This window comes from Thauera sp. WH-2 (assembly GCF_048321015.1).
Classification (GTDB): domain Bacteria; phylum Pseudomonadota; class Gammaproteobacteria; order Burkholderiales; family Rhodocyclaceae; genus Thauera.
In genome coordinates this window covers 710,916-732,410 of the sequence record NZ_JBLWFG010000001.1, presented here as the reverse complement: position 1 = coordinate 732,410, position 21,495 = coordinate 710,916, and the positions used below count along the sequence as shown (strand labels likewise).

The window sequence follows — 21,495 nt, the reverse complement described above, 5'->3', positions numbered from 1 at the left end:
GGGCAGTCGATAGACAATTCATCTCTTTCCAGCTTCGGCTTCCGGGCCGGCCCACGACGATGAAACTGCTCTTCCTGCCCGCCATCCGCCTGCTTGACAGGCTCAGCTATCCGTTCAAGTTCGGTCTCATCATTCTCGTCTGTGCGGCGGCCTCGCTGGTCTTGCTGTCGCAGATCTTCACCAGCCTGCGCGAGGAGATCCGGGTCACCCAGCAGGAGATCGCCGGACTCGAGCTCTTCGATGCCGGTTTCGCGGTCATCCTCAAGACCCAGCAGCACCGCGGCCTCTCTGCCGGCGTGCTCGGCGGGTCCAGCGACCTCGTGCCGCGGCGCGAGCAGAAGGCCGTCGAGCTGAAGGCTGCGATGAACGCGCTTGATGCAGCGATCGCCGCCGACCCTGCCTGGGCCGTGCTCAAGCCAGGCTGGGAGAAGCCGCGCGCCGAGCTTCTTGCCCTGGCTGACACCGGCCTTCGCCTGAGCGGCCCGGAGAACTTCGCTGCACACACCCAGACCATCGGGCTGATGCTGCGCTGGCTCGGGGAGTTGGGTGACGTATCCGGTCTGGCCCTGGACCCTGAGCAGGCGAGCGCAAACCTCATCGCGCCGATGCTGCAGACGTTGCCGGAACTCAGCGAACGTCTGGGCCAGTTGCGCGCACGTGGCACGAACATCGTCGCGCGGCGCGAACTGCTGCGCACGGACGAGTATGGCGTCGTCTCCCTGCTTGCGGAGATCAACCGCGCAGAATCCGCACTGCTCGAGCGTCTGCAGCGCACCGCGCGCGCCAATGCGGCCCTGTCAGGGCGCCTGGGTACGATGGGGCAGGAGATTTCCAGCGCGGTGGCGCAGGTGCGCACGACCGCCGAGCAGGAGGTGCTCGACCAGCGCTTCACGATCAGCTCGGCGGCCTTCTTCGAACTCGTCACCGGAGCGATCGACACCGCGGTGCGCAACTTCGACCAGGTGCTGCGTCCCGAAACCGGTCGCCTGCTGGAGGCGCGCCTGTCGTCGCTCAACCAGCGGCTGATGACGCAGATCGTCATCTCGGCGGTGGCGATGGTGCTCGCGGCCTATCTGTTCATCGGCGTCTATCTGGCGATCCTGCGCTCGGTGCGCGAGCTCTCGGCTGGGGCGCAGGCCTTTGCCGCGGGGGATTATCGGGTGCGGGTGGTGTTCTCCGCGCATGACGAGCTTGCCGAGGTGGCAAACCAGTTCAACGCCATGGCGAATCAGGTCTCCGGCCTGATTCGCGAGATTCAGCAAGGCGCAGAAAAGGTGGGCAGCGCCGCGACCGAGCTCAACGCGTCTGCACGGCAGGTGCTGGAGGGCTCCGAGACGCAGAGCGATGCCGCCTCGGGTGTGGCCGCCGCGGTCGAGGAGATGTCGAGCGGGGTCGATGGGATTGCCCATCACGCCGCCACTGCCCAGCAACTGGCCGAGGACTCGGGCAGGCTCTCGGCGGAAGGGCGCGAGGTGATGCAGAAGTCGGTCGCCGAGATGGAGCGCATCGCGCAGGCGGTCGATATGTCGAGCGAGGCGATCCAGGCGCTGGGCGAAAAATCGCACCAGATCAGCACCATCGTCGATGCGATCCGCGACATTGCGGACCAGACCAACCTGCTCGCCCTCAATGCGGCGATCGAGGCCGCACGCGCGGGCGAAAGCGGCCGTGGCTTCGCAGTGGTGGCCGACGAGGTGCGCAAGCTCGCGGAACGTACTTCGCTGGCCACGCAGGAGATCAGCGGCATGGTGGTGGCGATCCAGCAGGGGACCGAGCGTGCCGTGGAAACCATGCAGCAGGGCGTGACGCGGGTGCGCGATGGTGTCGAGATGAGCAACCGCGCCGGGGCGTCGATGGCGCAGATCAGCACCGGTGCCGGGCAGGTGCTCGATGCGGTGCGCGAGATCTCGACCGCACTCAACGAGCAGAGCCAGGCGAGCACGCAGATTGCTCGCAATATTGAGCGTATCGCCGACATGGCCGAGCACAACAGCGGTACGGTGCGCGAGACGGCGTCGACGGCAGAGACCCTGGAGGCGCTGGCCAGCGCACTGCGCCAGCAGGCGAGCCGGTTCAGGGTCTGAGCGCAGGGCTGCAGCGTCTGCCAGGCCGCTCTTCGGAGCGGCTTTTGTTTTGGCTCGCAGGAGGGTACAAGGCAGGCGGAAAGTGCTGTCCAGTAGCGCCTTGAACATGCCTTCGGCATTATTCGGGCATGAAGATCTTCGCGGCAGCCTTCCTTTCTGGCGTGTGCCTGGTGCAGACGCGCGCAGCGCTGGACGGCTGGCTGGTGGCAGGTTTGGCTGTGCTGCTGCTCGCCGTGCCGTCCACGCTGGCGTGCGCGTTGCTGCGTGCCCGGTGCTCCGGTGCGCGCGGTTGCGCAGGATTTTCCGTGGCGATGGGGATGGCAATGGCGGCCTTGGCCTTCGGTGCAGGGGTCTCGTGGACCGCCTGGCGCGCCGAGCTGCGGCTGCAGGACCAGCTTGGCAGTGCGCTCGAGGGCGTCGACGTCGTCGTGCACGGGCGCGTGGCCGGTCTCCCCAGCGCGCGCGAGGGTGGTTGGCGTTTCGTGTTCGAGCTCGATCCGTCTCTCCCCGGCCTGCCTTCCCGCGCGGAGCTCTCCTGGTACCCCGACCGGCGGACGGGAGCATTGCCGCCCGCGCTTCAGGCCGGCGAGCAGTGGTCGTTCGAGGTGCGCCTGCGCCGCCCGCGCGGCCTGGCCAACCCCGGCGGTTTCGATCAGGAGGCCTGGCAACTCGGGCGCGGTGTCCGCGCCACCGGATACGTCCGCGGCAAGGCGGTGCTGCTCGACCCGGAGCCCGACCGGTTCATGCATCATGTGCACCGTCTGCGGGCGCGGGTGCGCGATGCGCTCCACGCGGCGCTTCCTGCTGGTGAACAGACCGGTCTGCTGGTGGCGCTGGCCGTAGGGGAGCGCGGTGAGATATCCCCCGCGCAGTGGGACATCTTCCGCCGCACGGGCGTCGGGCATCTGGTGTCCATCTCCGGCCTGCATGTTGCACTGGTCGGCCTGCTGTGCGGTGGTGCGTTGGGGGCGGTCTGGCGGCGTGCTCCGGTGCTGGCGCTGCGCTGTCCTGCACAGAAGGCGGCTGCACTGGGTGCGCTCATCGCTGCAGGGGGCTATGCGCTGCTCTCCGGTCTGGGAATCCCGGTGCAGCGCGCGTGGCTGATGCTGCTCGCGGCTGTGCTCGCGCTGTTCGGCGGGCGCTCGGTGGCGCCCTCTCAGGTGCTCGCGCTGGCCTTGCTGGGGGTGCTCGTGGTGGATCCATGGGCGGTGCTGTCGGCAGGGTTCTGGCTGTCCTTCGGTGCGGTCGCGGTGATTCTGGCAACGCTCGGCGGCCGGCCGCATGCGGTGCGCGGCTGGCGTGCGGCGGTCCGCATCCAGCTCGCAGTGAGCTTCGCCCTGATGCCGCTGCTGATCGCGCAGTTCCAGTCCTTTCCGCTCGTTTCACCGCTGGCGAACCTGCTTGCAGTGCCGCTCGTCAGTCTGGTCATCGCGCCGCTGACCTTGCTCGCCATCGCCTGGCCGCATCCTGTGCTGCTGGCGCCCGCGGATGCCGTGGCGGGCCTGATGATGAAGGCGCTGGAATGGATGGCGGCGTTGCCTTATGCCTTTCACGAGCACGCTCCGCCGCCTCCATGGCTGACTGCGGTGGGGCTTGCGGCCGTGGCGGCGCTGCTGTTGCCTCGGGGCACGCCAGGACGGGTGGCCGCTCCGCTCGTGCTGGCGAGTCTGCTCGTGTGGCAGCCTTCGCGGCCCGCGCAGGGCGGATTCGTCGCGCAGGTGCTCGATGTCGGGCAGGGCCTTGCGGTGCATGTGCAGACGCGTTCGCACGACCTGCTGTTCGATGCCGGGCCTGCCTGGGGTTCCGCGAGTGACGCGGGCGAGCGGGTGATCCTGCCTTATCTGCGCGCTTCTGGTGTGCGCAGGCTGGATCGGCTGGTGCTCTCCCATGCCGATGCCGATCACGTCGGGGGCGCGGCCTCGGTGCTGGCCGGTGTGCCGGTGGCCGAGGTGATCGCCGGGCAGACCGAGGCTGTGCCGGGTGCGCATGAGCACAGGATGAAGGGACGGCCTCGTGCGGTCGCCGTACCCGTACGAATGGCCTGTGCGGCAGGTCAGTCCTGGGCGTGGGATGGCGTGCTGTTCGAGTTCCTGCATCCATCGCAGGGGGCGGATTCATCGCGGCCGCCGGGCAACGATAACGATGCCTCATGCGTGCTGCGCGTGCGTGGCGCAGGCGGGAGCCTTCTTCTTCCGGGGGATATCGGCATCCGGGTCGAGGCGTCGCTGCTTGCTTCACACGGGGAAGATGGCCTGCGCGCCGAGGTGGTGGTGAGCGCACATCATGGCAGCCGCTCCGCTTCATCAGCGCGCTTTGTCGATGCGGTACTGCCCGAGCATGTGGTCCATACGGCAGGCCATGGCAACGCCTTTGGCCATCCACACCCCGAGGTGTGGGCACGCTGGGCGGATGTGGGTGCGCGCAATTGGCGCACGGATGCGCAGGGGGCGATCCGCATCGACGTGAGCGACCGCGTAGAAGAGGGGGTGTCGGTGTCTGCCGCGCGGGTGTCGGGTGAACGCTACTGGCACGGGCGCTGAGTGTGGGCAGGAGGGCGGCTGAGGGCGGGGGCAGCCCGCCAGCGCTGCGCGGGTAGCTCCTCCTTTTGCGGTGCTTCCTTCCTGCGGGAAGGTGCCGCTTCGGGCTAGACTTGAAGCCCGGCTACCCGACTGCGCAGCGCGCCTCCTCATCATGTCCCTGTTCGATTCGCTCCGAAGTCTCTTCACGCCGGCCCCGGCTACCCCGCGCTCCGCAGGCTCGCCGCGCGAGCGCAGCGTACAGTGCATGGGGCCGCATGGCCTGCACCGCATGGCCTACACCGAATGGGGTGATCCGCAGAATCCGCGCGTGCTGGTGTGCGTGCACGGGTTGACCCGCAACGGGCGCGACTTCGACGAGCTCGCCCGGGCGATGGCGGGGGAGTATCGCGTGGTGTGCCCGGATGTGGTCGGGCGCGGACGCAGCGAGTGGCTGGGGGTGAAGACGGACTACGGCTTTCCGGTCTATCTCTCCGACATGGTGACGCTGATTGCCCGACTCGACGTGGAGACGGTGCACTGGGTCGGAACCTCGATGGGGGGCATCATCGGGATGCTGCTCGCCAGCCAGCCCCAGACGCCGATCACGCGCCTGGTGCTGAACGATGTCGGCCCGGTGATCACCGCCTCGTCACTGATCCGCATCGGGCAATACGTGGGCACTGCGCCCCGGTTTCCCGACATCGGGGCTGCGGAGCGCTACATCCGCCAGGTGAGCGCGCCCTTCGGCCCGCTGTCCGACGCACAGTGGCAGCATCTCACCCGCTATTCGGTGGGCGCCACCGACGACGGCGAAGGGGGGTTCCGCATGGTGTATGACCCGGGCATCGGCGATGCCTTCCGCAATACGCCCATCGTGTCCGACGTCGATCTGTGGCCGATCTATGAAGGTGTGCGCTGCCCGACACTGGCGCTGCGCGGCGCCGAGTCCGACCTGCTCGAGCGCGGCACATTTGCCGCCATGGCCGGGCGTGGGCCGTGCGCCCAGACGGTGGAGTTTCCCGGCGTCGGCCATGCGCCGATGCTGATGGATCCGGCGCAGATCAGCGTGGTGCGTGCGTTCCTGCTGGCAGACTGAGCGCCTTTCACCAGCCCGGGTTCAGGCGGCGCGCCTCTGCGATCTCGCCGCGGATCGTGCAGAAATGTTCCCAGCGTCGGGCGTGGATCTCGCCCGCTTCCAGCGCAGCGAGCAGTGCGCAGCCCGGCTCGCTGTCGTGCCGGCAGTCGCGGAAGCGGCAGTGCCCGAGGTGGGGGCGGAACTCCACGAAGGCCTCGGCCAGATCGTCCGCGGACAGGTGAGCGAGGCCGAACACCTGCAGTCCGGGGCTGTCGATCAGCCAGCCCGCATCGCCCGTGCCGTTCTCCTTCCCTTGGCCTTCGGGTATTGCCGGTAGCGGATACAGGCGGGCAAAGGTGGTCGTATGCTTGCCTGAGTCCAGCGCGTCCGAAATTTCGCGCGTGGCGGCCTGCGCCTCGGGGATGATGGCGTTGGTCAGCGTCGATTTGCCCATGCCCGACTGGCCGACGAAGATCGCCCGCAACCCACTCAGGCGCCGCCGAAGTCCATCGGCACCCTCGAGCGCGGAGACTTCGAGCACTTCGTAACCGAGCCGGGCGAAGGGCTCCAGCTGCCTGCGCGCGCCGGCGAGCCGGTTCGTCAGGTCGGCCTTGTTGAGAACGATCAGGGGCGTGATGCCCTGGCTCTCGGCCGCTGCGATGCAGCGCGATACCAGCAGGTCGGAGAACCCGGGTTCGGTCGCCACCACGATGATGATGTGGCTGAGGTTGGCGGCGATCAGCTTCTCGCGGAACGCGTCCGAACGCCACAGCAGGTTGCGTCGCGGGGTGAGCGCCTCGATCACGCCCTGGCCATCTCCACCGGGCACGACCTCCACCTCGTCGCCGCAGGCGTAGCTGCTTTTCTTGCCGCGCGGGTAGCACTGCAGGTGGCCGGCGGCGGTGTCGACCTCGTAGTGGCGGCCGAAGGCGGCGACGATACGTCCGTGCGTCCGGTGGGGGCTCGATGAGCCGGGGCGTGCGCGTGTTCTCACTCGAACCTGTAGTACTTGCTGTTGAGATAGCCGGCGAGGTGGTGCTCGTCCTCGGGGAACAGGTCGAGGTTGAGCATCGTCGTGCAGGCGGTCAGCTGCTGGGATAGCGCGCTGGGCGAACTCACGCGGCGATCAGGGCGCAGGTAGATTGCCGAACCCTCCTCGCCGCCGAAGCGTTGCTCGTGGCACTCGACACACATGCGCTTGTGCATGTCCATGGCCTGTGCATGATCTGCGCCGGGGAAGGGGTCGGCGTGCGCGGCGAAGGGAAGGCCGAGGGCCAGCATCGCGGCAAGGGTCGTCCTGTTCATGTCTGTCTCCTCTCTATCGTGGTCATGCCGACTGTCTTGACTGCAGCATCGCCACCCGCAGCGCGGCGGGCGGGTGGGAATCGAAGAAGCGGGAGTAGAGCGGGTCCGGCGTCAGCGTCGCCGCGTTGTCGCGGTAGAGCTTGACGAGTGCGCGGACCAGCGCCTCGGCGCGGGTCTGGCGCGCGGCGTAGTCGTCGGCCTCGAACTCGTGCGTGCGCGACCAGTGGCTCAGCACCGGCGCGAGCGGAAAGGTGAATACCGGCAGGGCGATGAAAAACAGCGCGAAGGCGCTCGCCATGTCCTGTGCGCGCATGCCCAGGCCGCTGAAGAACCAGGGCTGGCTCATCAGCCAGCCGAGCAGGCCGAGCAGGGCGAGGCTGGCGGGCGCCAGCACGGCCAGTCGCTTGAGCAGGTGCCGGCGGCGGAAATGGCCGAGCTCGTGCGCGAGGACCGCCTCGACTTCGTCGGGCTCGAGCTTGTCGAGCAGCGTATCGAAGAACACGATGCGCTTGGTCGCACCCAGCCCGGTGAAGTATGCGTTGCCGTGTGCGGAACGGCGCGAGCCGTCCATCACGAACACGCCGCTGGCGCGAAAGCCGCAGCGCTGGAGCAGCGCTTCGACACGTGCCTTCAGGGCTTCGTCGGCGAGCGGGGTGAAGGTGTTGAACAGGGGGGCGATGAACGTGGGCCACACCACCATCACGAGCAGGTTGAAGCCAAGCCAGAAAAGCCACACCCAGAACCACCACAACGCTCCCATGGACTGCGTGATCCACAGCAGCGCCCCGAGAAGCGGCAAGCCGATCACGACCGCCAGCGCCCCTTCGCGCAGCATGTCGGTGGCAAACAGCCGCGGGGTCATGCGGTTGAAACCGTAGCGACGCTCGATGCCGAAGGTGCGTACCAGCGCAAACGGCAGCTCGACGGCCCAGCCCACCACGCCAAGGCTGGCAAGCAGTGCCACCCCGTGTGCGATCTCGCCAGGCACGAGCAACTGCGCCCACAGCGTGTGCAGTATGTCCAGGCCGCCGCCCAGTGTCAGCGCCAGTGTCAGCGCAGCCCCGGCGACCGCGTCGATGGCACCCAGGCGTGCGCGCTCGAAGGTGTAGTCGGCGGCACGCTGGTGCGAGGCGAGTGGAATCGCGCCGGCGAAGCTGGAGGGCACCGTATCGCGGTGGGCCTTCACATGCCAGGCGTGGCGGTGCAGCAGCCACAGTCGCACGATCAGGCCGGCGCCGAGTGCGAGCAGGAACAGGAGGCTGAAGGAATCAGGGGCGTTCATCTAGGTTCCGTGGGTGATGCAGGAAGCGGGCAGGAACTGTGACACAATCGCGCCCTTGATTGTTTCGCACCCGGGGTGCCCGCCGAGGTACCCGCTTTGGTGCTCACATAGGCCGAACGATTATGGCACAGGACCCGAAGACCCTGATATGGCTGGACATGGAGATGACCGGCCTTGAACCCGACCGCGACCGCATCATCGAGATGGCCGTGGTGTTGACCGACGAGTCGTTGGAGGTGATTGCCGAATCGCCCGTGATCGCCGTGCATCAGCCGGACAGCGTGCTCGATGCCATGGACGAGTGGAACCGCAACACGCACGGCAAGAGCGGGCTGATTGATCGCGTGCGCGCCTCGACGCTGTCGGAAGCGCAGGCCGAGGCGCAGATGCTTGCATTCCTGCAGCAGTACGTGCCGGCGCGCACCTCGCCGATGTGCGGCAACTCGGTGTGCCAGGACCGCCGCTTCATGGCGCGCTGGATGCCGCAACTCGAGGCTTGGTTCCACTACCGCAACCTCGACGTGTCCACGATCAAGGAGCTCGCGCGGCGCTGGCGGCCTGAAGTGTACGAGGGCGTGAAGAAGGCCGGCAGCCATACCGCACTCGCCGATATCCATGAGTCGATCGCCGAACTGCGTCATTACCGGGATCATTTCCTGCGCCTCGAATGAGGCCGGGTGGCACACGGTGCAGGATATGACGGTCACGGTCCGATGAACACACCGCGTCCGCCCGGGTTCTCCGGCTGGGTCGCCGGGCTGGTGGCTTGGGTGCGCCGGCATCGGCGGCTGTTGCTGATACTGCTGCTGCTGTCGCTGTTCTTCAGTGTGCTGGGCTACTTCTCGAATCCGGTCAGCATGCCGGGGATGTGCAAGATCTACGGCTGAGGCTGCGGCTCATTCGGTGACGCGGCGCAGAAGCCGGTAGCCTTCGGTCCGCTTGCCGGCACCGCGGCTGTACTCCCACACCGCCTCCCATTTGTGCGACAGGGCCTGCACGGTTTCCGCACGCTCGGTGTCGATCAGCAGCAGCGGGCAGTTTGTGGCGCCGTCCTGCGGGCGTTCGACGCGCAGGGCGGCGTAGTAGTCCATCGAGGTGCGCAGCGCGTCGGTCAGGCCGCTGCCCGCGATGCATGCGCCCGGTTGCGCGCTGCGCTCACCCCTCACTGCGATCTCCAGCGAGCCGACCATTTCGCGGTAGCTGCGCCCGTGGTCGAACCAGGGCATCAGCAGTGTCACCGCGAGGCACCACAGCATGGCCAGGCCGATGGCCCAGTTTGCCGGGGCGCGGGAGGGCGAGCGCGGCAGGCGTGCGATCAGCACGATCCACGTCAGCGTGATGATCACCCCGACGACGAGGCGGTATTCGCTGTCGGGCAGTACGAAATCGGGGGCGTTGCGGGCGACGTGGCGCGCCAGTCCGGGCGGCCAGCCAGCCGTCTGTGCGCTCCAGGCCAGCCAAACCAGCACGCCGAAGACCGCAAGGCTCATCAGCGAGAACCAGTCGAAGGCACTCGCGGCTCCTCGGCGCAGCGTGCTTACACCCGTCGCGGCGAGCAGCGCGACGGCGGGCACCAGCACCGTCATCCGGGCCTGGGCGAGGTCGCCATCGAGCACGAACCACAGCGCCACAAGCAGAATGCTGCTCAGCGGCAGCATCATTGCCGGCTGGGTCAGCCGGCGCCGGCCGCGCCAGAGTGCCCACAAGGCCACCGGCCACAGCGGCCAGAGGAACCATCCCGCCAGTTCCAGGGCGCCGGGCAACTTTGCGGTGCTGAGCCCGGGCGTACTCAGGCGCGCCCACTCGGTGCGGAGCCATAACTCGAGCAACTCGGGCTGGTTCAGGTGCAGGGCGAGCGGCCAGACCGTCGTGATCGCCAGCGCTACGCAAAGCCCCAGCAGCAAGGCACCGCTCGCGCGTGGCGTGCGGCATTCTGCGCACAGCAGCACGGCTAGCGGCAGCAGCGGAAGGGTAATGAGCAGGCCGCCGAGGCCACCGGAGAGAAAGGCGAGGCCGCTGCCGACGCCGGCCTTGAGGCTGCCGGTGAGGGGCCGCTCGGCCATTTCGGCAAGCCCGCGCAGCGTGAGTGCGAGCATGGCGAATACCGCGAGCAGGGGCTGGGTCTCGTGTGCGTGCAGCACCAGACCCAGGGCGCCGAGTGTGAGCAGCGCTGCGGGCGTGCGCACCGGCCGCCCGTACAGCGACTCCGCAGTCCGCGCCACCCAGAACACCGCGAGCGCGACGAAGAAGGCGCTTGCCAGGCGGGCGCCGGCATGCGCGGGCAGCAGGCTACCGGTCAGCCAGGCGAAGGCAGCGGCGACCCAGTGATAGAGCGGGGGGTGCTCAGCCAGTGGTGCGCCGGCGAGAAAGGGAAAAAGCCAGGATTCGCCCTGCAGCATGGCGAGTACCGGGCCGAAGTGCCGTGCGTCGTCGCCCCGCCAGGGATCGTGCGATGTCAGTCCCACGAGCAGGTACAACCCGATCAGCACCGTCAGGCCGACGGTGCCGTAGATACGGCGCTGGAACGTGGTGGGCGTGGCGGGGTCGCGGATCATGCGGGCATTGTGCGGCGAAGTGCGCGTGAAGACCAAGGCTGCGCGGTTTCGCGGCGCACGCGCAAACTAAAAAAGGCAGCTTGCGCTGCCTTTTCGTGTGGGGCTCCGGGCCGGTGTGCGCGCATCACCGATGCGCGCCTGCACGGCGGGATCCTGCAACTCAGCTGGCGCGCTGAACGTTGCCGTACTTCTGGCGGAAGCGCTCGACGCGACCGGCGGTGTCGACGATCTTCTGCTTGCCGGTATAGAACGGGTGGCAGGCGGAGCAGACTTCGACGTGGTACTGGGGCTTGCCCAGCGTGGAGCGGGTGACGAAGGTGTTGCCGCAGGAGCAGGTCACGTTCACGTCTTCGTATTTGGGATGGGTGTCTGCTTTCATGGTGTGTTCCTGAATCGAGCGGGTGGCGGATGTGACCACCCTGAGGCCGTAAAGCGCTGGATTATCGTGCACTTGCGCGCCGCTGGCAAGGAAAACAGCAGGAAAACAGCAGCAAAAAACGCCCGTTGGGCCGTTCCCCCGCCCGGGCGGCGCTACAATCGCGCACTTTGCCGCGCCGGCGGCGGTGTTCGGGAGATTGGATGCGCCTGCTGCTCGCGCCGATGGAAGGCTTGCTGGACGATGTGCTGCGCGTGGCGCTGACGCGCGTGGGCGGCTACGACCATGCGGTGAGCGAGTTCGCGCGCGTCTCCGGCACGCTGCTGCCGGACCGCTTCTTCCGCCGCATCGTGCCCGAACTCGACCGCGGGGGGCGCACAGTGGCGGGGACGCCGGTGCATGTGCAGATGCTGGGCTCGGATCCCGCATGCATGGCGGCCAATGCCGCAAGGCTGGCGCGTCTGAATCCGCCCGGGATCGACCTCAACTTTGGCTGCCCTGCGCCCACGGTGAATCGCCACGGCGGCGGCGCGGCGCTGCTGGACGAACCCGAGCTGCTGTGGCGCATCGCGCAGGCCGTGCGCGCGGCGCTGCCGCCCGGCATGCCGCTCAGCGCCAAGATGCGGCTCGGCGTGCGGGATGCCGGGCGCGCACAGGAGTGTGCGCAGGCACTGGCCGATGGCGGCGCGCAGTGGCTGGTGGTGCATGCACGCACCAAGGCGGACGGTTACCGCCCGCCTGCGCACTGGGAGTGGGTGGCGCGCATCGCCGCCGCGGTGCCGGTGCCGGTGGTGGCCAATGGCGAGGTGTGGACGGCGCAGGACTGGGTGCGTTGCCGCGAGGTGTCGGGCGTGGCGGACGTCATGCTCGGGCGCGGTGCGGTCGCCGACCCTTTCCTCGCGTGCCGCATTCGGGCCGGGGGCCTCGACGAACCCGACGCCGATGAGCGCGCTGCCGAATGGCAGGCCCTGCGCCCGTTGATCGGCGAGTTCGTCCAGGGGGTACAGCGCAAGGTCGAGGCTCGGCATGCGCCGGGGCGCATCAAGCAATGGGTGCAGATGCTCGCGCGCAGGCACGAGGCTGCGCGTGCGCTGTTCGCATGCATCCGCCCGCTGCGCAGCCTGCCCGAAGTGGCGGCAGAGCTGCAGCGCCACGGCATCCACGCTCCGCAACCCGGCGATGCGCCGGCGGGCGATCCCTGGCAGCGGATCGAGCACCCTCCGCTCGCGCTCAAAGCCATGGCGCGGGCAGCATGAGACCTACGGAACGACGATGAGCTACGCCAATTCCCGCATCCCGCAGAGCGCCCAAGCCGGCGTTCACGACGCCTTGCGCGAGCGCGTGCGCAAGCACCTGATGCAACCCTTCCGCAAACCCTATGCCGACTACAACCGTGCCGCACTCGAACACGCCCTCGCCGGCTGGGACGGCAAGGCGCCCCTGATCCTCGATGCCGGCTGCGGAGTGGGGCACAGCACCATCCAGATTGCGCGCGCTCACCCGGATCACTGGGTGATGGGCGTGGACCAGTCGGAAGACCGCCTCAACCGGCGCAAGCCCTACCCGGAGGCCCTGTTGCCGCGAAACATGGTGTTCGTGCGTGCGGATCTGGTGGATTTCTGGCGTCTGCTCGACGACGCTGGCCTGCGCCTGGCGCGCCACTACATCCTTTATCCCAACCCCTGGCCCAAGATCGGGCACCTGGGTCGCCGCTGGCATGCCCACCCCGTGTTTCCCTGGATTCCGCGCCTCGGCGGTGTGCTCGAATGCCGCAGCAACTGGCAGGTGTACGTCGAGGAGTTCGCGCTCGCGCTGGGCGAGGTCACCGGTCGCCCGGTGGGGTGGGCGCCCTTCACGGCTGAGGTGCCGCTCACGCCGTTCGAGCGCAAATACCGCGATTCCGGACAGGCGCTGTACCGCCTCGAGCTTGACCTTGGGCTGGGGTGCGGGACGCCACCCGGTGCCTGAGCCGCGCCGGATGTCCGGCGGCGAAGAGATGATCCGACTTGCCCCCTGTGCGCGCTTGCGCCACGCTAGCCCCCATTACCGGAGAACACGATGAACGACGATATTCGCGACGACGCTGCAGCCCTCCCCGCCATGCAGGGCGAACAGATGACCGAGGAGGACTTCGAGGCACTCGAGGAGATCCTCACCTCGGATGTGGTGCCCGAGGACTGCATGGACCTCGAGATGCTCGACGGCTACCTGGCCGGCGTGCTGATATCGCCGCGTGCGATTCCGCCCGAGCGCTGGCTGCCGGGCGTGTGGTCCGCCCACGGCGATGAGGCGGACTTCGGCTCGGGTAGCGCGCTGCAGCGTGCGATCCGCCTGGTCAAGGCCTACCACAACGAACTGCTCTCCACGCTGGGTCTGGACGACGAGGACGAAGCCTGCTGGGAACCCTTCTGCTTCGCGGTGGCGGAAGGCGACGGCCTCAAGCTGGGTGAAGCCTGGATCGACGGTTTTGCGCAGGGCCTGGACCTGTGGCCCGAGGGCTGGGAAGAAGGGCTGGATGAGGACGCCGTCGAGGCGGTACGCGCGACGCTGGACGAGGTGCTCGCCCCTTGGGGCGAGGAGGGCGCGGCGAAGGCCGACGACGACACCCGCCTGGGCTGGCTCACTGCGGTAGGTGAGGCGGTCAATGACGTCTACGCACACTGGCGCGATCTCGGCCTGCCGCCGGCGGAAGCGCTCTCGGCCGAGGCGCCGCGCAAGCCGGCAGCAGGCGGGCCGGGACGCAACGACCCCTGCCCGTGTGGAAGCGGCAAGAAGTTCAAGAAGTGCTGCGGCGCAGAGAGCGCCTGAGGCACGCTCTCCATGCCTGAAGAGTTTTGCGCAAAAACTCTTTAGGTCATTGAATAAAAAAAGAAATTCGGGGGCTTGAACGGCGCCGCGGAAGCGCTAGAATCCGCGCGCCGAACAACCCCGCGAGAGCGCCTGAGTGCGCTGCGAGCATGCGCTCCGCGCATGCCGCGCGTACCGCTCGCCTCGCGCACTCCGCCCCCGATCATGGACGCCTACAACCCCTGCCTAGACTGCGGCATCTGCTGCACGCACTTCCGCATCTCCTTCTACTGGGCCGAGGCGGACGACACGCCCGGTGGCTACGTACCTGCGGACATGACCGAAAAGCTCAACCACAACCTGCGCTGCATGAAGGGCAACAATCAGGTGCCGCGGCGCTGTTCGGCGCTTACCGGCGAAGTCGGCAAGGCGGTGTCGTGTTCGATCTACGAGAACCGGCCCTCGCCCTGTCGCGAATTTCCGGTGTACTTCGAGGACGGCACGCCCAACCCCAAGTGTGATGAGCTGCGCGCGATGATTGGTCTGCCGCCGCTACCGCATGCGCCGCTTCCGCGCGCGGCCTGATCAGCGCGGGTGGCCCACGCTCGTCAGCACCGTGAGCGGGCCGGTTGTGCGCAGCGCTTCGATCTGGGCGCGGTCGCGCACAAAGAGCGACCCTGCGTAGGCGAGTGAATTGATCGACACGTCCCGCCACTTCTCCAGTGTGCGCGGTACCACCAGCATCACCTGTCTCGTGAGCAGAAGGTTGTAGGCCGGCATCGGATCGTCGTTGCATGCCATGCCGAGTTGGCTGCAGGCGTGGGCAAAGGCGGCGTGCAGGGCTGTGCCGGGGGAGCTGGGCGCGTGCCAGCAGGTCGGGTCGAGGCGGACGAAGGCGTGGGCCCAGGGCAGGGCCGGATTGCAGAACGCTGCCCCGGCCGGGACCGTGTGGCCAGGCTGCGGCGCCGGGATGAAACTGTCCAGCCGGCTCGCACTCGCGGGTACCCACTGCAGATGCTTGTGCGCCTGGCTGGCCCCCGCGACCCGGCCGCCGTTATAGAAACCTAGGCCGCCGTGGGTGGCGATGATGCTGCCCAGGGCATCGAAGTCAGCCACGGTGAGCGGGCAGCTCTGGTCCTCGAAGTCACGCGTGATCACGAGCAGGTGGCGCTCGATCACCGGAAACTTGTTCAGCACCAAGAGGTGGTCGTCGCCCAGCTTGGCGACGGTGAGCGCGGCTTCGGGCGGCAGGAAAGGGTTGAAGTCGGCGCGTCGCCGGGTCACCGTATCGACGCGGGCGCGGTCCTTGAGCGCCAGCGATGACACCCAGCGCACGGAGAAGCGCAGTCCGGCCTGTTCCAGCCAGTCCTGTTCGGTGCGGATGGGTTCCAGGGCGCCGCGCTCCAGCGCCGCAGCGATGCAGCGGTCGGCGCGCTCGATCAGGTCTTCGACCTCAGTTTCAGCGAATTGCGCAGGGGCTGGGTGGGCTGTGCTGGTCATGCGCTCGAGTCGGGGAGACAATGCCGCCATTTTGACATGAGGGCGGGTGCGCGCGGCGTCGCGCAGGCCACCAGGAGAACGCGATGAACACTTCCTTTGCCGTGCGCGGCGAATACATTCAGCTCGATCAACTGCTGAAGGCCGCCGGCCTCGTGGATTCGGGGGGCGCGGCGCATGCTGCGGTGGAGCAGGGGCAGGTGCGGGTGGACGGCAAGGTCGAGATGCGCAAGCGTGCCAAGCTGCGCCCCGGGCAGAAGGTGCGCTACGCCGGCGCGGAGATCACGCTCATGCAGCAGGACTGAACATCGTTCAGGGCAAGTGCGGGGCAGCGGCTGCGCGCGCGCGGCGGGAGAATTTCTCCCAGACCCAGCCTCCGGGCAGATCCTCGCCGGTGAGGATGTAGGCCAGGGTGTGCTCGTTGGCGATGATCAGGCCGATATCGTCGAGTGCGGCCCGCGTGCCCGCCAGCAGGAACTCGTCGCCGGCACGGACCCGGGTGCCGGGTTCCGGCACCAGCAGGTGGTCGTCGTCGTCGCGCTCCAGGTAGATCACCTCGCAGTCCAGCCCGCGGCTGCGGTCGGAGGGCGAGCGCATCAGTTGCTCGAGTGTGATCGTCTCTCCGCGCATGAGGCGCCGGTACAGTGCCGGTGCGCGGCTCAGGTTGATGCGCTCGCTGCGCACCTCAGGTACGGTCCAGCCCAGGCGATCGGTTAGGCGCTCGAGCTGTGCCCCGCACCACGCCTCGTCGCGAGCGCGGATCTCGCCCAGGAAGGGAACGAGCAGCGGTGTGCTCAGGATGGCGATGCACTCGTGACCGATGACGCGGCTGGGCACCACCGTGATGTCGGCGTCGAAAGCGTCGAACAGGGCGCGGTTGGATTCGTGGTTCTGGCGCAGGATTATGAACAGCTCCGGATTCAGCTCGCGCGCGGTGACCGCGATCGACAGGTTGTCCGCGTCCGAGCTGGTGCCGCACACGATACCCGTGGCAGCCTCCACGCCGGCTTCGCGCAGCGACTTCGCGCCCGTGCCATCACCCTGCACCCAGCGGTGCAGACCGTCGGGCTTGGGGTCGAGGTCGATGATCGTGACCGGCACGGCCTCGGAATCCATGGCTTCAACGAGCTGGCTGCCAAAGCGGCCATGACCGCACACGATCCATTCCCCATGCGGCGGATCGCGCCTGCGCTCGACCTCTGTGCCCGGCACGCCGGTGAGCCAGCTCATCAGTTGAGAGGCCTTGGGCGCGTGCAGCGACAGCGCGAGGGTCTCGGCGAAGCGCTCGAAGGGGTTGATGATGTGCCGCGTGCCGAAGGACGCCATGTTGTCCGCGGTGGCGTCGTTCTCTGCCCGGCACAGTGCAGGCAGTCGTGGCGCGAGCAGGCGCGCCGAGATCGCGATCGCCAGATTGGTGTGGTCGTCGTTGGTCAGCGCGATCACACCCCTGCAACTGGAGTGGGTGAGGCCGGCGAACTTGAGTGTCTCGGGGTTTCCGGCGTCGGCGCACACCGCAGGCACGTCGAGTACGTAGTTGTGCAGATCGAGTTCGCCGACCTTACCCTCGTCGATCTCCACCACGACCGCGCGCAGGCCCATGCGGTCCAGGGCCTCGCAGATCAGGCGACCCGTCTCGCCGTAGCCGCACACCAGATAGAAGGGTTCGCGCAGCCTCCGGACTGCGCGCACGAAGCGCTGCATGGCGATTGCCTGGCGCAGGCTGCGGTCCGACAACAGGCTGAACACCGAGCCCAGGGTATAGGCCCAGCCGATCACCGAAAGGTAGATGCTCACCATCACCCATAGCCGCTGCTCGTCGGAGAAGGTGTAGGGAACCTCGCCGAAGCCGATCGTGGTGGCGGTGTAGCTGATGAAATAGAAGGCGTGAAAGAAGCTCAGGTAGCTTGTCCGGCCCTCGACCTCCGGCCCGGGAACGAGCGTGAGCCCCAGCACCGAGATCGAGAACAGGGTGATGAGCAGGATCAGCGGCGTGCGCAGGCGCCGAAGGATCAGGAAGAAGACGCTGTGATGGTGGGCGAGGTTCTGCATGCCGCGGCCCCGGTCGCCGGCTCAGCGGCGCTGCATGATCGTCTCGGCGATCAGGATCACCACCGACACCATGTTGGCGAACAGCGCACCGCCCGACAGCGACACGATCTTGGCCATCATGTCGGGTGTGACGCCCTCGGCGCCGACGTGTGCGGCATAGCCCCACACCATGGCTGCCGCGATCAACTGCAGGTCGGCCGCGAGACTGGTGGACAGGTGGATCGCCCCGATCTGCGTGCGGTCGCCGAACTTGAGCACGGTGGCGATCAGGCTGACCACCAGCGCGGCGAAGAGCTCGTAGATGTCATGGTGCGCGGGGTTGTCGATGTCGCCGACGAAGAAGCCGAAGTTCAGCGTGGCGGCGAGCACGATGAAAAAACCGAAGATGACTTTTTCGAGGTTCATGATCTTCCTTCGGTGGGGCCCGTCGAGGCCGGTGTGACGGCCGCGGAGCCCGGTAGGTGGTGTTGCAGATTATGCGCCTGGCGCATTGCGATGTCTCGCGCGCCGCCCGTTGGAACCGGGCGGGCTTGCTGGTGCGCGCTCAGTCGGGGTGGAGGTCGCCATCCACGTAGTACCAGCGTCCGTCCTCGCACACGAAGCGGCTGGTCTCGTGCAGGCGTTGGGCGCGGCCGCCGATGCGGCAGCGGGCGATGAACTCGACCTCGGCATGGACTTCGTCCAGCGGGCGATGAGCGCGCACCTGCAGGCCGATCCACTTCGGCGCCGGCGTTTCGTCCAGGTCGAGCGAGGCCGGGCGCGTGCTCGGGTGCCAGCTCGCGAGCAGGTAGGCCGTGTCGGACAGCGCGAAGGCGGTGTAGCGCGAGCGCATCAGCGCCTCGGCCGTGCACGCCGGGTGTGCGCCGGACAGCGCAGGGCCGCAGCACTGTGCAAAGCGCTGGCCGGAGCCGCAGAGGCAGGGGGCGGTGGGTTTCATGCGGCAGGAGTATACCGGGGCTGGCCCGGGGAGATTCCCGCGACGGGTAGGCGGGTCATGGAGCCTGGCGAGCCGCAGAGGGCTGGGTTGCAGTTGGCGCGGGAATGCCCGCGCCAACGGCGTTGTCACGCGCCGAGGATCTCCCGCAGCACGTAGGGCAGGATGCCGCCGTGGCGGTAGTACTCGATCTCGATCGGGGTGTCGATGCGGCACAGCACAGGCACCGACCGCTTTGACCCATCAGTCCGCTTGATCTGCAGCGTGAGCTGCTGCTGCGGCGCCAGGCCGGCGGTGATGCCTTCGAGCGTGAACGTCTCGCTGCCGTCGAGCCCCAGCCCCTGCCAGCTGTCGTCGCCGATGAACTGCAGCGGCAGCACGCCCATGCCGACCAGGTTGGAGCGGTGGATGCGCTCGAAGCTCCTTGCCACCACCGCCTTGACCCCGAGCAGCGCAGTGCCCTTGGCCGCCCAGTCGCGCGACGAGCCGGTGCCGTACTCCTCGCCGGCGAAGACGATGCTCGGCACGCCACGCGCCATCCAGGTGCTCGCTGCTTCGTACACCGTGGTCTGCTCGCCGTCGAGCAGGGTGTAGCCGCCTTCGACACGGCTGCCGTCGGGGTTGGGCGGCAGCATCAGGTTCTTCACACGCACGTTGGCGAAGGTGCCGCGCACCATCACGTCGTGGTTGCCGCGCCGCGAGCCGTAGGAGTTGAAGTCCTTCTTCTCCACCCCCTGCTCACGCAGCCAGCGCCCTGCCGGGCTGGTCTCGCGGAAGGAGCCGGCGGGCGAGATGTGGTCGGTGGTCACCGAGTCGCCGAGCAGCAGCAATGCGCGCGCATCGTGAATGTCGCGCGCGGGCGGCGGCGTCATGCCGAAGCCCGCGAAGAAGGGCGGGCAGGCGATGTAGGTGGAGGGTGGCCAGTCGTAGGCCTGGCCGGTGGGCGCCGCGATCGCGTTCCACAGGTCGTGGTCGCGGGTGAAGTCGGCGTAGAGCCGGCGATAGGTGGACGGGTCGGTGGCAAAGGGCAGCACCGCGGCGACCTCGTCCGAACTCGGCCAGAGGTCGCGCAGATACACCGGCTGGCCGTCGCTGCCGGTGCCCAGCGGCTCCTGCGTCAGGTCGATGTTGGCCCGCCCGGCGAGCGCGAAGGCCACCACCAGCGGTGGCGAGGCGAGATAGTTGGCGCGGATGTTGGGGTGGATGCGCGCTTCGAAGTTGCGGTTGCCCGACAGTACCGCGGCCACCACCAGGTCGTGCTCGGCGATCGCCTCGTTGAACTCGGTGGCGAGGTCGCCAGCGTTGCCGATGCAGGTGGTGCAGCCGTAGCCGGCGAGTGCGAAGCCGAGCGCAGCGAGCGGCTCGAGCAGCCCGCCCTTGTCGAGGTAATCTGTGACCACGCGCGAGCCGGGGGCGAGCGAGGTCTTGATGTGTGGCTTCACGCGCAGGCCGCGCTCCACGGCCTTCCTGGCCAGCAGGCCGGCGGCGATCATCACCGCGGGGTTGCTGGTGTTGGTGCACGAGGTGATGGCGGCGATCAGCACGTCGCCATGGCCGAGGTCCACGCCTTCGCGCGCGGTGGCGAAGCGGTCGCCGAGCTGACCGGGCTCTCGGCCGAAGCCGTTCTCGGACACCGGCGCGGAGAACAGGCGCTCGAACTCTTGGCGCATGGCGGGCAGGGCGATGCGGTCCTGCGGGCGCTTGGGACCGGCGAGTGACGGTTGGATGGTGGCGAGCTCCAGCACCAGCGTGCGCGTGTAGTCGATTTCGCCCGCACGCGGCACGCCGAACAGGCCCTGGGCGCGGAAGTAGTCCTCGAACAGCACGCATTCGGCCTCGTCGCGGCCGGTGGCGCGCATGTACTCCACGGTCTTCTCGTCCACCGGGAAGAAGCCCATGGTGGCGCCGTATTCGGGGGCCATGTTGGCGAGCGTGGCGCGGTCGGTCACGGTCAGGCTGGCCGTGCCCTCGCCGAAGAACTCGACGAACTTGCCCACCACCTTCTCGCGTCGCAGCATCTCGGTCACGGTGAGCACCAGGTCGGTCGCGGTGGTGCCGGCCGGGAGGCTGCCCTTGAGTTCCACCCCGATCACGTCGGGGGTGAGGAAATATACCGGCTGGCCGAGCATGGCCGCCTCGGCCTCGATCCCGCCCACGCCCCAGCCCACCACGCCGACGCCGTTGATCATGGTGGTGTGCGAGTCGGTGCCCACCAGAGTGTCGGGGAAGCACAGGCCGTCGCGGCTGCGCACGCCGCGGAAGAGGTATTCGAGGTTGACCTGATGGACGATGCCGATGCCCGGCGGCACCACGCGGAAGGTGTCGAAGGCCTGCATGCCCCACTTCATGAACTGGTAGCGCTCGCGGTTGCGCTCGAACTCGATCTCCATGTTGCGGCGCAGCGCGTCGGGCGTGCCGTAGTGGTCCACCTGCACCGAGTGGTCGACCACCAGGTCGACCGGCACCCGCGGCTCGATGAGCTTGGCGTTGCGGCCTTGCTCCACTGCCACGTTGCGCATCGCGGCCAGGTCGGCGAGCAGCGGCACGCCGGTGAAGTCCTGCAGCACCACACGGGCGACCACGAAGGGGATCTCGGCAGTGCGCTGTGCGGTCGGCTGCCAGTTGGCCAGTTCGCGCACGTGGACTTCGGTCACTTTCTGACCGTCGCAGTTGCGCAGCACCGATTCGAGCACGATGCGGATCGATACCGGCAGGCGCGAGATGGGCCCGATGCCGGCGGCCTCTAGTGCAGGCAGGGCGTAGTACTGCAGCACCTTGCCCTTGGGGGAATCCAGGGTCTTGAGCGAATCGAAGAGCGTGTGCATCGGTGGCCTCCTGTGTGTAGCGTGGCCCGGGTCGGGGTTTCTTCAGCATAGCAGCGCAGCCCCACGGGGCCAGCTTGCGACTGGGGTGGTGTCTTGTGACGAAGTGCGCTGTTGGGAAGGTGAGCTGCGGGCTCGTTCGCACGGGGCAGGCGCCCTCGTAATCATTCACGGGGCTTACCTGCCCGGTTCGAACGCGTAGAATCGCAA

General features: G+C 68.0%; 20 protein-coding genes. 10 read left to right on the top strand and 10 right to left on the bottom strand.

The window, feature by feature from the left end:
- Positions 1–59 precede the first annotated feature (59 nt).
- The 3 genes from ACNKW1_RS03510 to ACNKW1_RS03500 all read left to right on the top strand — a co-directional run bounded on the left by ACNKW1_RS03510 (position 60) and on the right by ACNKW1_RS03500 (position 5,699).
- Positions 60–2,084: a methyl-accepting chemotaxis protein gene (locus ACNKW1_RS03510; protein WP_418363198.1), complete on the top strand. Its 2,025-nt coding sequence runs from the start codon at positions 60–62 to the stop codon at positions 2,082–2,084.
- A 128-nt stretch (positions 2,085–2,212) separates the two neighbouring features.
- Complete coding sequence (locus tag ACNKW1_RS03505; protein ID WP_418363197.1) at positions 2,213–4,624, top strand: DNA internalization-related competence protein ComEC/Rec2; 2,412 nt, start codon at positions 2,213–2,215, stop codon at positions 4,622–4,624.
- A gap of 151 nt (positions 4,625–4,775) precedes the next feature.
- Positions 4,776–5,699, top strand: a complete 924-nt coding sequence (locus ACNKW1_RS03500) for an alpha/beta fold hydrolase (protein WP_418363196.1) — start codon at positions 4,776–4,778, stop codon at positions 5,697–5,699.
- Positions 5,700–5,706: 7 nt separating this feature from the next.
- On the opposite strand, the gene rsgA is transcribed toward ACNKW1_RS03500, so the two are convergent.
- From rsgA to ACNKW1_RS03485, 3 genes are read right to left on the bottom strand one after another with little or no spacing between them, the layout of a single operon-like run.
- On the bottom strand, positions 5,707–6,672 hold the full coding sequence (rsgA, locus tag ACNKW1_RS03495) for a ribosome small subunit-dependent GTPase A (protein WP_418363195.1): 966 nt from the start codon (positions 6,670–6,672) through the stop codon (positions 5,707–5,709).
- Complete coding sequence (locus ACNKW1_RS03490; protein ID WP_418363194.1) at positions 6,669–6,983, bottom strand: hypothetical protein; 315 nt, start codon at positions 6,981–6,983, stop codon at positions 6,669–6,671. The genes rsgA and ACNKW1_RS03490 overlap by 4 nt, the downstream gene beginning before the upstream one ends.
- A 22-nt stretch (positions 6,984–7,005) precedes the next feature.
- The gene (locus ACNKW1_RS03485; RefSeq protein ID WP_418363193.1) at positions 7,006–8,265 is read right to left on the bottom strand and encodes a M48 family metallopeptidase; all 1,260 of its coding nucleotides are present in this window, start codon (positions 8,263–8,265) and stop codon (positions 7,006–7,008) included.
- A gap of 122 nt (positions 8,266–8,387) precedes the next feature.
- On the opposite strand from ACNKW1_RS03485, the gene orn reads away from it, so the two are divergent.
- Together orn and ACNKW1_RS03475 are read left to right on the top strand one after the other, a co-directional pair.
- On the top strand, positions 8,388–8,936 hold the full coding sequence (gene orn / locus ACNKW1_RS03480; protein ID WP_418363192.1) for an oligoribonuclease: 549 nt from the start codon (positions 8,388–8,390) through the stop codon (positions 8,934–8,936).
- A gap of 42 nt (positions 8,937–8,978) precedes the next feature.
- A complete protein-coding gene (locus ACNKW1_RS03475) occupies positions 8,979–9,152 on the top strand; it encodes a hypothetical protein (protein WP_418363191.1) in 174 nt (57 codons plus the stop codon).
- A 9-nt stretch (positions 9,153–9,161) separates the two neighbouring features.
- Here ACNKW1_RS03475 and ACNKW1_RS03470 read toward each other — a convergent pair whose 3' ends face one another.
- Together ACNKW1_RS03470 and rpmE are read right to left on the bottom strand one after the other, a co-directional pair.
- Positions 9,162–10,820, bottom strand: coding sequence for an ArnT family glycosyltransferase (locus ACNKW1_RS03470; protein ID WP_418363190.1), 1,659 nt, complete (start codon positions 10,818–10,820; stop codon positions 9,162–9,164).
- A gap of 160 nt (positions 10,821–10,980) precedes the next feature.
- Entirely contained in the window at positions 10,981–11,199 is a 219-nt protein-coding gene (gene rpmE, locus ACNKW1_RS03465; protein WP_418363189.1) for a 50S ribosomal protein L31, read from the bottom strand.
- A gap of 200 nt (positions 11,200–11,399) precedes the next feature.
- Between rpmE and ACNKW1_RS03460 the strand changes: the two genes are divergently transcribed.
- The 4 genes from ACNKW1_RS03460 to ACNKW1_RS03445 all read left to right on the top strand — a co-directional run bounded on the left by ACNKW1_RS03460 (position 11,400) and on the right by ACNKW1_RS03445 (position 14,568).
- On the top strand, positions 11,400–12,452 hold the full coding sequence (locus tag ACNKW1_RS03460; RefSeq protein ID WP_418363188.1) for a tRNA dihydrouridine synthase: 1,053 nt from the start codon (positions 11,400–11,402) through the stop codon (positions 12,450–12,452).
- 16 nt (positions 12,453–12,468) lie between these two features.
- Entirely contained in the window at positions 12,469–13,164 is a 696-nt protein-coding gene (trmB, locus tag ACNKW1_RS03455) for a tRNA (guanine(46)-N(7))-methyltransferase TrmB (protein ID WP_418363187.1), read from the top strand.
- A 90-nt stretch (positions 13,165–13,254) separates the two neighbouring features.
- Positions 13,255–14,004, top strand: coding sequence for a UPF0149 family protein (locus ACNKW1_RS03450; RefSeq protein WP_418363186.1), 750 nt, complete (start codon positions 13,255–13,257; stop codon positions 14,002–14,004).
- 204 nt (positions 14,005–14,208) lie between these two features.
- On the top strand, positions 14,209–14,568 hold the full coding sequence (locus ACNKW1_RS03445) for a YkgJ family cysteine cluster protein (RefSeq protein ID WP_418363357.1): 360 nt from the start codon (positions 14,209–14,211) through the stop codon (positions 14,566–14,568).
- On the opposite strand, the gene ACNKW1_RS03440 is transcribed toward ACNKW1_RS03445, so the two are convergent.
- A complete protein-coding gene (locus ACNKW1_RS03440; RefSeq protein WP_418363185.1) occupies positions 14,569–15,483 on the bottom strand; it encodes an ATP adenylyltransferase family protein in 915 nt (304 codons plus the stop codon).
- Positions 15,484–15,566: 83 nt separating this feature from the next.
- Between ACNKW1_RS03440 and ACNKW1_RS03435 the strand changes: the two genes are divergently transcribed.
- Positions 15,567–15,785, top strand: a complete 219-nt coding sequence (locus ACNKW1_RS03435; RefSeq protein WP_418363184.1) for an RNA-binding S4 domain-containing protein — start codon at positions 15,567–15,569, stop codon at positions 15,783–15,785.
- Between the two features lie 7 nt (positions 15,786–15,792).
- Here ACNKW1_RS03435 and ACNKW1_RS03430 read toward each other — a convergent pair whose 3' ends face one another.
- From ACNKW1_RS03430 to acnA, 4 genes are all read right to left on the bottom strand, one after another.
- Complete coding sequence (locus tag ACNKW1_RS03430) at positions 15,793–17,529, bottom strand: potassium channel family protein (protein ID WP_418363183.1); 1,737 nt, start codon at positions 17,527–17,529, stop codon at positions 15,793–15,795.
- 21 nt (positions 17,530–17,550) lie between these two features.
- A complete protein-coding gene (locus tag ACNKW1_RS03425) occupies positions 17,551–17,934 on the bottom strand; it encodes a DUF6394 family protein (RefSeq protein WP_418363182.1) in 384 nt (127 codons plus the stop codon).
- Between the two features lie 139 nt (positions 17,935–18,073).
- Positions 18,074–18,466 (bottom strand): YchJ family protein, encoded by a 393-nt coding sequence (locus tag ACNKW1_RS03420; RefSeq protein WP_418363181.1) that lies wholly within the window; start codon positions 18,464–18,466, stop codon positions 18,074–18,076.
- A 125-nt stretch (positions 18,467–18,591) separates the two neighbouring features.
- Positions 18,592–21,288, bottom strand: a complete 2,697-nt coding sequence (gene acnA / locus ACNKW1_RS03415; protein WP_418363180.1) for an aconitate hydratase AcnA — start codon at positions 21,286–21,288, stop codon at positions 18,592–18,594.
- Positions 21,289–21,495: the final 207 nt, after the last annotated feature.